General features: G+C 62.0%; 8 protein-coding genes. 5 read left to right on the top strand and 3 right to left on the bottom strand.

The genetic code is table 11. The features are described from left to right. Positions 1 to 126: 126 nt before the first annotated feature. The 3 genes from clpX (at position 127) to hupB (ending at position 4,692) form a co-directional block, all read left to right on the top strand. Complete coding sequence (gene clpX, locus EN939_RS10830) at positions 127 to 1,401, top strand: ATP-dependent Clp protease ATP-binding subunit ClpX (RefSeq protein WP_013532190.1); 1,275 nt, start codon at positions 127 to 129, stop codon at positions 1,399 to 1,401. Positions 1,402 to 1,709: 308 nt separating this feature from the next. Beyond that, positions 1,710 to 4,121, top strand: coding sequence for an endopeptidase La (lon, locus tag EN939_RS10825; protein WP_127268008.1), 2,412 nt, complete (start codon positions 1,710 to 1,712; stop codon positions 4,119 to 4,121). 298 nt (positions 4,122 to 4,419) lie between these two features. After that, positions 4,420 to 4,692 carry a DNA-binding protein HupB gene (hupB, locus tag EN939_RS10820; RefSeq protein WP_127268007.1) on the top strand — a complete coding sequence of 91 codons (273 nt, stop codon included), beginning with the start codon at positions 4,420 to 4,422 and terminating at the stop codon, positions 4,690 to 4,692. Between the two features lie 88 nt (positions 4,693 to 4,780). Here hupB and EN939_RS10815 read toward each other — a convergent pair whose 3' ends face one another. After that, positions 4,781 to 5,803: an aldo/keto reductase gene (locus tag EN939_RS10815; protein WP_127268006.1), complete on the bottom strand. Its 1,023-nt coding sequence runs from the start codon at positions 5,801 to 5,803 to the stop codon at positions 4,781 to 4,783. A gap of 178 nt (positions 5,804 to 5,981) precedes the next feature. On the opposite strand from EN939_RS10815, the gene EN939_RS10810 reads away from it, so the two are divergent. Together EN939_RS10810 and EN939_RS10805 are read left to right on the top strand one after the other, a co-directional pair. Next, a complete protein-coding gene (locus EN939_RS10810; RefSeq protein WP_127268005.1) occupies positions 5,982 to 6,548 on the top strand; it encodes an SIS domain-containing protein in 567 nt (188 codons plus the stop codon). 3 nt (positions 6,549 to 6,551) lie between these two features. Continuing rightward, positions 6,552 to 7,295: a creatininase family protein gene (locus tag EN939_RS10805; RefSeq protein WP_127268004.1), complete on the top strand. Its 744-nt coding sequence runs from the start codon at positions 6,552 to 6,554 to the stop codon at positions 7,293 to 7,295. Between the two features lie 12 nt (positions 7,296 to 7,307). Here the strand turns inward: EN939_RS10805 and EN939_RS10800 are convergent, their stop codons facing one another. Continuing rightward, positions 7,308 to 8,225, bottom strand: coding sequence for a carbohydrate ABC transporter permease (locus EN939_RS10800; RefSeq protein WP_127268003.1), 918 nt, complete (start codon positions 8,223 to 8,225; stop codon positions 7,308 to 7,310). Between the two features lie 26 nt (positions 8,226 to 8,251). Beyond that, a partial coding sequence (locus EN939_RS10795) for a carbohydrate ABC transporter permease (RefSeq protein ID WP_164750942.1) occupies positions 8,252 to 9,178 on the bottom strand: 927 nt, incomplete at its 5' end.

The raw sequence follows: 9,178 nt of genomic DNA, 5'->3' as shown, positions 1-9,178 counted from the left end.
ATTTGTGTTTCGTACGGAATGCGTTGCGGGAGCCGGGACACACTGGCGGCGGCGGATTCCCGCGATAGATAGAGTATGCGCCCTTTCAGCCAGACCATCGGCGGGCGGCCATGAAAGGACATGAAAATGAGCAAGGTCGGCAACAACAGCGGCGATTCCAAGAACACGCTTTACTGCTCGTTTTGCGGCAAAAGCCAGCACGAAGTGCGCAAGCTGATCGCCGGTCCGACGGTCTTCATCTGCGACGAGTGCGTCGAACTCTGCATGGACATCATCCGTGAAGAGAACAAGACCTCGATGGTGAAGTCGCGCGAAGGCGTGCCGACACCGCAGGAGATCCTCAAGGTTCTCGACGATTATGTCATCGGTCAGCCCTACGCCAAGCGCGTGCTGTCGGTGGCGGTCCACAACCACTACAAGCGCCTCGCACATGCCGGCAAGAACAACGATGTCGAGCTGGCGAAGTCCAACATCCTGCTGATCGGCCCGACCGGTTGCGGCAAGACGCTGCTCGCGCAGACGCTGGCCCGCATCATCGACGTGCCCTTCACCATGGCTGACGCGACGACGCTGACCGAAGCCGGCTATGTCGGCGAGGACGTCGAGAACATCATCCTGAAGCTGTTGCAATCGGCCGACTACAATGTCGAGCGCGCCCAGCGCGGCATCGTCTACATCGACGAGATCGACAAGATTTCGCGCAAGTCGGACAATCCCTCGATCACCCGCGACGTGTCGGGCGAGGGCGTGCAGCAGGCGCTCCTGAAGATCATGGAAGGCACCGTCGCCTCCGTGCCGCCGCAGGGCGGCAGGAAGCACCCGCAGCAGGAGTTCCTGCAGGTCGACACAGCCAACATCCTGTTCATCTGCGGCGGCGCCTTCGCCGGGCTGGACAAGATCATCTCGGATCGCGGCCGCAAGACCTCGATCGGTTTCGGCGCGGTCGTCGCTTCGCCCGAGGATCGCCGCACTGGCGATGTCTTCCGCCTGGTCGAGCCCGAGGATCTGTTGAAGTTCGGTCTTATCCCCGAATTTGTAGGCCGTCTGCCGGTTCTGGCGACGCTGGAAGACCTCGACGAACCGGCGCTGATCCAGATCCTGACCGAGCCGAAGAACGCGCTGGTCAAGCAGTATCAGCGGCTGTTCGAGATGGAGAATGTCGACCTGACCTTCCACGAGAACGCTCTTTCGGCGATCGCCAAGCGCGCCATCGAGCGCAAGACCGGCGCGCGCGGCCTGCGTTCGATCATGGAGGCGATCCTGCTCGACACGATGTTCGAGCTTCCCGCGCTCGAAGGCGTGCGCGAAGTGGTGATTTCGGAGGAGGTGGTGACCGGCAGTGCCCGGCCGCTCTACATCTACTCCGAGCAGAAGGAAAAGAAGGGCAATGTCAGCGCCTGACATCATGAGCCCGCAGCGAAATTCTGAAACGGCGCCGCAAGGCGCCGTTTTGCTGTCACACAGGGCTTTTGCGCGGCGTACGGCTTGGCGTCGCAAATGTGTCACTCGCGGACGGGTTGGAAGTGCGGATTTGGACACGCCCCTTGATCTTTGGGGGTCGTGCATCCAACTAACTGGAGAAGGCCGAGGTGCCCGATTTCTGTGCTGTAAAACTCCCGTCATAAACGGTGGTAGGCGGAACGATCCCCGGTCGTTAATATAAGATTCGCGGTTGGCTGATTGGCGGCCGCGACATGAAAGGTTGGACAATGGCCAAAGTATCCAAGGCACCCAGCGACGGCGTCTTCGCAGTTCTCCCACTGCGCGACATCGTGGTGTTCCCGCACATGATCGTGCCGCTCTTCGTCGGGCGTGAGAAGTCGATCAAGGCGCTGGAAGAGGTGATGGGTCAGGAAAAGCAGATCCTGCTTGCCACCCAGATGAATGCCGCCGACGACGATCCCGAGCCCGATGCCATCTTCGACATCGGCACGCTCGCCAATGTGCTGCAATTGCTCAAGCTGCCCGACGGCACCGTCAAGGTTCTGGTCGAAGGCGCTTCGCGTGCGAAAATCGTCTCGTTCACCGACCATCCCGACTTCCACGAGGCCCGCGCCGCGGCGCTGGTCGAGCCGGACGAGGAAGAGGTCGAGGTTGAGGCGCTGGCGCGTTCGGTCGTCACCGACTTCGAGAACTACGTCAAGCTGAACAAGAAGATCTCGCCCGAAGTGGTGGGTGCAGCCAGCCAGATCGACGACTATTCCAAGCTCGCCGACACGGTCGCCTCGCATCTCGCCATCAAAATCCCTGAGAAGCAGGAAATGCTGGCCACGCTCTCGGTCAAGGAGCGGCTGGAAAAGGCTATGGGCTTCATGGAAGCCGAAATCTCCGTCCTGCAGGTGGAGAAGCGCATCCGCTCGCGCGTCAAGCGCCAGATGGAGAAGACGCAGCGCGAATACTACCTCAACGAGCAGATGAAGGCGATCCAGAAGGAACTCGGCGAAGGCGAGGACGGCCGCGACGAGGCCGCCGAGATCGAGGCGCGCATCAAGAAGACCAAGCTCTCCAAGGAGGCCCGCGAAAAGGCGGAAGCCGAGTTGAAGAAGCTCCGGACGATGTCGCCGATGTCGGCTGAATCGACCGTCGTGCGCAACTATCTCGACTGGATCCTGTCGATTCCGTGGGGCAAGAACTCCAAGGTCAAGCAGGACCTGGCGTTCGCGCAGAACGTGCTCGACACTGATCATTTCGGCCTCGACAAGGTCAAGGAGCGCATTGTCGAGTATCTCGCCGTGCAAAGCCGCCAGAAGAAGCTGAAGGGGCCGATCCTGTGCCTCGTCGGCCCTCCCGGCGTCGGCAAGACCTCGCTCGGCAAGTCGATCGCCAAGGCGACCGGTCGCGAATTCATCCGCATGGCGCTCGGCGGCGTGCGTGACGAGGCCGAGATCCGTGGCCACCGCCGCACCTATATCGGCTCGATGCCCGGCAAGGTCATCCAGTCGATGAAGAAGGCCAAGAAGTCCAACCCGCTCTTCCTGCTCGACGAGATCGACAAGATGGGCCAGGACTTCCGTGGCGATCCGTCATCGGCGTTGCTCGAGGTCCTCGATCCGGAACAGAACTCGACGTTCATGGACCATTACCTCGAGGTCGAATACGACCTGTCGAGCGTCATGTTCGTGACGACGGCGAACACGCTGAACATCCCGGCGCCCTTGATGGACCGCATGGAGATCATCCGTATCGCCGGCTACACCGAGGACGAGAAGATCGAGATCGCCAAGCGGCACCTGATGCCGAAGGTGATCCGCGATCACGCGCTGCAGCCGAAGGAGTTTTCCGTCGGTGAGGACGCGATCCGCGCCATCGTCCAGACCTACACCCGCGAAGCGGGCGTCAGGAGCCTGGAGCGCGAGCTGATGAAGCTCGGGCGCAAGGCGGTGACCGAGATCCTGAAGACGAAGAAGAAGACGGTGAGCATCACGGCGGAGAACCTCTCCGATTACCTTGGTGTGCAGCGCTACCGCTTCGGCCAGGTCGAGGCTGACGATCAGGTCGGTGTCGTTACAGGTCTTGCCTGGACGGAAGTCGGCGGCGAACTGCTGACGGTCGAAGGCGTCATGATGCCCGGCAAGGGCCGCATGACGGTGACCGGCAACCTGCGCGACGTGATGAAGGAATCGATTTCGGCGGCGGCCTCCTATGTCCGCTCGCGCGCCGTCGATTTCGGCATCGAGCCGCCGCTGTTCGACAAGCGCGACATCCACGTGCACCTGCCGGAAGGCGCCACGCCGAAGGACGGCCCGTCTGCGGGTGCTGCCATGGCGACAGCCATTGTGTCGGTACTGACGGGTATTCCGGTCCGGGCGGATGTGGCGATGACCGGCGAGATAACGCTTCGCGGCCGCATCTTGCCGATCGGCGGGCTCAAGGAGAAGCTGCTCGCCGCACTGCGCGGCGGCATCAAGAAGGTGCTGATCCCGGAAGACAATGCCAAGGACCTGGCGGAGATCCCGGACAATGTGAAGAACGGCATGGAGATCATTCCGGTCTCACGTGTCGGCGAGGTGTTGCGCCACGCGCTGGTGCGTATGCCGGAGCCGATCGAATGGGTCGAACCGGTCAATCCGCCGGCCTCGACAGACAGTGCCGACGACGCTGGAAAGTCCCTGGCGCATTAGAGCGCCGGGCGTCCATCTGGACGCACAAAGGACGCTCTAACGCTCGGACTTGCGCATGGCCCTTTCCGAAAACCGGCTACGGTTTTCGAGGCCATGCGTTGGTTTTCGTCAAGGTTGCAGCGCACAAACGGAGAGCCGGGCCTAGAGCCCGGCTTTTTCATGTGAAAAACCCAGCATTTCCGGGCTTTTTCCGCTTTTTTCCTGCCTTTTCGACTTGGTTGCGGGAGCGCTTCTTTCTAAAGTCCGTTTCCTGCCGGATGAGTCGATAGTTCCGGTGTTCTCATGGAAGGGAATTTTTATGAACAAGAACGAACTGGTGTCCGCTGTCGCCGACGCCGCGAGCATTTCGAAGGGTGACGCGCAGTCGGCGGTCGATGCGGTATTTTCCGTGATCACCGGCGAACTGAAGAAGGGCGGCGATGTCCGGCTTGTCGGCTTTGGCAATTTCTCCGTGTCAAAGCGTGCGGCTTCGACCGGCCGCAATCCTCAGACCGGCGCCGAAGTGAAGATCCCGGCGCGCACCGTGCCGAAGTTCTCGGCCGGCAAAGGCCTCAAGGACGCAGTCAACTAAGCGTTTTTTCTTTTCAGAGACCTCAGAAAAGCCGGGCTTGCCCGGCTTTTCATTTTTTGTGCCCGACGCTGACGCGACGGCGGCCGGCTTATGCGGTCGGCGCCTCGGCGCGCATCAGACCTTCCTTCTTGAGATCGGCCCAAAGCGCTGGGGGCAGTTTCGCATCGAGCAGCGAGCGATTGCTCTCGACCTCGCTCGGCCGCTGGCCACCGGGGATCACCGAGACGACCGAGGGGTGCAGCAGCGGGAATTGCAGGGCGGCCTCGATCAGCCTGACACCATGACGCTTGCAGACGTTTTCGATCCCGGCGACCCGATCGAGTATGTCCTTCGGCGCTTCCGAGTAGTTGTAGTAGGCGCCGGGCTTCGGTCCGGTCGCCAGGATGCCGGAGTTGTAGGGGCCGCCGAGAACGATGCCGATGCCGCGTGCCTGGCAGAGCGGCAGGAAGGACGTCAGCGCCTCCTGTTCCAGGAGCGTATAGCGTCCGGCCAGCAGGAACAGGTCGAAGTCGCCGCGCTCGGCCAGCGTCTGCGCGACCTGCCACTCATTGATGCCGCCACCGAACGCCTTGATCACGCCCTGGTCGCGCAGCGACAGCAAGCCGTAATAGCCCGAGCGCATGAACTCCTCGATGCGCCGGTCGGAGGCTTCCTTGCTGCCATGCGTGAAGATGTCGACATCGTGGACGAAGAGGATGTCGATCCGGTCGACGCCGAGGCGCTCAAGCGAGGCCTCGAACGAGCGCATGACACCGTCATAGCTGTAGTCGTACACTTCGCGGCGCGACGGCGTGTCGAAGAACTTGCCGATGCCGGTGCGCTCTTCGGGCGGGCAGGCGCGCATGATGCGGCCGACCTTGCTCGACAGCACATAGTCGTCGCGCTTCTTGCCGCGCAGGAACGGGTTGAGCCGCGTTTCCGACAGGCCGAGTCCATAAAGCGGCGCGGTGTCGTAGTAGCGGCAGCCGGTCGCCCACGCGGCTTCCAGCGTGGCGTTGGCGTCCTCGTCGGAGACGGCACGGTAGAGGTTGCCGAGCGGCGCCGCGCCGAAGCCGAGCTCGGTGAAACTGATGCCGCCATTGCCGATGCGGTCGAAATGCCGTGTCTTCATATGCTGCCGTTTGCCTCGCTCGATTTGTCTGACATGACACTATCACGCCTGTGGTCAGGCAAAAGCATAGCTGCGGGTTGGACACGCATTTTCGCGGTTGCTAGCATGAACGAAATCAAGCTGTTCGTGGCAGCAAGGGCGGCAAATACCAGGGGTGATTTTTGATGGCAGGATCGCGGTGAGCGACAAGAGCAAAAGCCTGTTCGAGACCGCGCTTGAGGAACTCGGCGGCGTGCTGGCCCGCATCGACGAAAGCCGGATCGACGCCGCCTGCAAAATGCTGGCCGGCGCGCGACAGATCGTCGTCTATGGCTGCGGCCGCGAGGCCTTGCAGGTCAAGGGGTTTGCCATGCGGCTCTACCATTTGGGCCTGCCGGTGTCCGTGGTCGGCGACATGAACACACCGCCGCTGGGGCAGGGCGATGTCTTCCTGGTCAGCTCCGGGCCGGGAGAGACCTCGACCGTGCTGACCCTGATGCAGGTCGCGCACCAAGCAGGTGCAACCAATCTCCTGCTGACCGCCCAGGCCGCAGGCAGCGCGGCGAAGCGCGCGGACTTCACCCTACTCATTCCCGCGCAGACCATGGCCAACGATCAGGGGGCGCAGAAGACATCGGTGCTGCCGATGGGCTCGGTGTTCGAAGGCGCGCTGTTCCTGCTGTTCGAGGTGATGGTGCTGAAACTCAGGGAATTGATCGGGGCGTCGCCCGAAGCCATGCGCGCCCGCCACACCAACATGGAATAGATCATGCGCTACGAACTGATGCTGCCACACCAGATCCGCAGGGCGATCGCCGAGAATTGGCCGGTCGCTCTGCCGCTCGGCGTGCTCGAATACCATGGCGAGCACATGGCCGTCGGCATGGACACGCTGGCCGTCGTCAAGACGCTGGAGCTGTTCGAAAAGGAGAAGGACGTCGTCATCCTGCCGCCCTTCTACTACGGTGCTGCGAGTTATGCGGTGGCGCCCCCGGAAGGCAGCGGCTCGGTGCAGGTCGGCGGCAATGCGCTGGCGCCGTTCGGCGAGGAGCTGTTCTACAGCCTGCTGCGCATCGGCTTTCGCAACATCCACGCCATCATCCACCACCAGACCGAGAACTTTGCCGCCGGCATGCCGACCGATCTGGCGTTCAAGACCGCCGGCCGCCAGGCGATCTTCCGCTTCCTCGAAAAGGAGCGCGGCGAGGGCTGGTGGGGCTCTCAGGCGATGGCCGACTACTATTCCGGGCACGCCACCGGTGAAAATTTCTTCAACTGGGTGCAAGTGCATCCGCTGATGTCGGCTGACATGAACGGCAAGTACCCGTTCGATCATGCCGGCATCGGCGAGACCTCGCTGATGCTGGCGCTATGCCCGGAGGCTGTCGATGCCGCTCACTTCAACGACAACAAGAGCTGGTATACGGCGAGCGCCAAGGATGCTTCGGCCGAGCTTGGGCAGAAGGGCGTCGCCATGATCATGGACCACCTGCGCACGATCCTGGCAGCCTAGCGGGCCGCCCTGCTACTTCACCGCTCCTGCGGTCATGCCCATGATCAGATAGCGCTCAAGCGCGATGCCGATCACCGCCAGCGGCGCGATGGCTGCCGTGGCGAGCGCTGCCATCGACCACCAGTTGATGCCTTGCGAGCCGGTCTGGCTCGCCACCATGACGGGGATCGTCTTGGCGTCGGTCGAGGTCAAAAGGGCGGCGAAGAAATACTCGTTCCAGCACAGCACCATGGCCAGGATAAAGGCGGCGACCATGCCCGGCAGCGCGATGGGCATGACGATGCGGAAGAACGCGCCCCAGATCGACAGCCCGTCGACCAGGGCTGCTTCCTCAAGTTCGACGGGAATCGAATTGAACTGGTCGCGCATGATCCAGATGACGATCGGCAGCACCATCAGCGTGTAAAGCAGGATCAGTCCGATGCGCGTGTCGAGCAGGCCGACCTCGCGGTAGAGTACCAGGAAGGGCAGCGCCAGCACCACCGGCGGCAGGATCAGCTGCGACAGGAAGAAGAACGAGATGTCCTCGTTCTTGAACCAGGCGAAATGATAGCGATAGCGGGTGAGCCCGTAGGCGGCGAGGCTGCCGATGACGATGGCGAGGCTCGACGCACCGACCGAGGTGATCACCGAATTCATGAAGCGCTTGAGGAACTCCTCGCGCACCGTCGAGGTCTGGAAGATCGAGTCCGGCGACAGGCCGAGCGAGCGCCAGCCTTTCCAGTCCGGCTGAAAGTCGACGAAGGGGATGAGATGGCCCTGCGTGACGTCGACCGCGGTCTTGAACGAGGTTGTCACCGTCCAATAGATCGGGAACAGGCAGATGAACGCCCAGAAGGCCAGCGCGCCATAGATGAAAACGCGGCTGGCGAGGAAGCTCGCCGGCGAGCGGATCTCCGAGGCGACATATTCGGTGGTCTGAACGCTCATCGGGCTTAACTCACCCCCATCTTGCTTTAATTGACATTGCGGACAAAACGGTTGGCGAATTTCAACAGCCACGTGACGAACACGACGATGATCACCAGATAGGCCATCGCCAGCATGGTTCCGTAGCCGACATTCGAGCGGTCGCGATATTCGCGATAGATGAAGCTCGACACGGAATCGGTGGCGCCGCCGGGGCCGCCGGACGTCACGGTGATGATGATATCGGCAAGCTTCAACTTGAAGATGATGCGCAGGATCACCGCCGTCACCGACACCGGCAACATCAGCGGAAAAGTGACCTGCCAGAAGGTCTGCCACGCATTGGCGCCATCGACGCGTGCGGCTTCGAGCACCTCGCGCGACATCGCCTGCAGCCCGGCCAGCAGCATGATCATCATGAATGGGATGAAGGTCCAGGCATCCAGTATCATGATCGATATGCGCGCGATGATCGGGTCGGAGAAGAAGGCGGGATTTTCCCAGCCGAGATGGCGCGCCAGCGTTGCTGCCGGTCCGAACCGGTATTCCATCAGCGACTTGCCGATCATCCACGACACCGCGACCGGGGACAGCATCAGCGGCATCAGGAAGACGACGCGGAAGAATTTTCGCGCCCGGATTTGCGCGTTGAGCAGCAGCGCCAGGCCGAAGGCGATGACATATTCGACCGCCACCGCCAGCACATAGAGCACCATGTTGAACAGCGCGTTGCGGTAGTAGGGATCGGCCAGCATCTGCCAGAAATTGTCGAGCCCGTTGAACTTGCGGCCGCTGAACGAGCTGAGGTTCCAGTCGGTGAGGGCGATGTAGAAACCGAATAGCGTCGGGAAGATCACCATGGCGATGGTGAACAGCAGCGCCGGCAGCAGGAACAGGGCACGCTGGCCGTCTTCGCCGCGCGTCAGCACCTGGCCGACGCCGATCGCCACGCCCCACAGCACATAGGCATAGAC

This window comes from Mesorhizobium sp. M7A.F.Ca.CA.002.05.1.1 (genome assembly GCF_003998335.1).
Lineage (GTDB): Bacteria > Pseudomonadota > Alphaproteobacteria > Rhizobiales > Rhizobiaceae > Mesorhizobium.
This window is presented reverse-complemented; position numbering and strand designations above follow the sequence as displayed.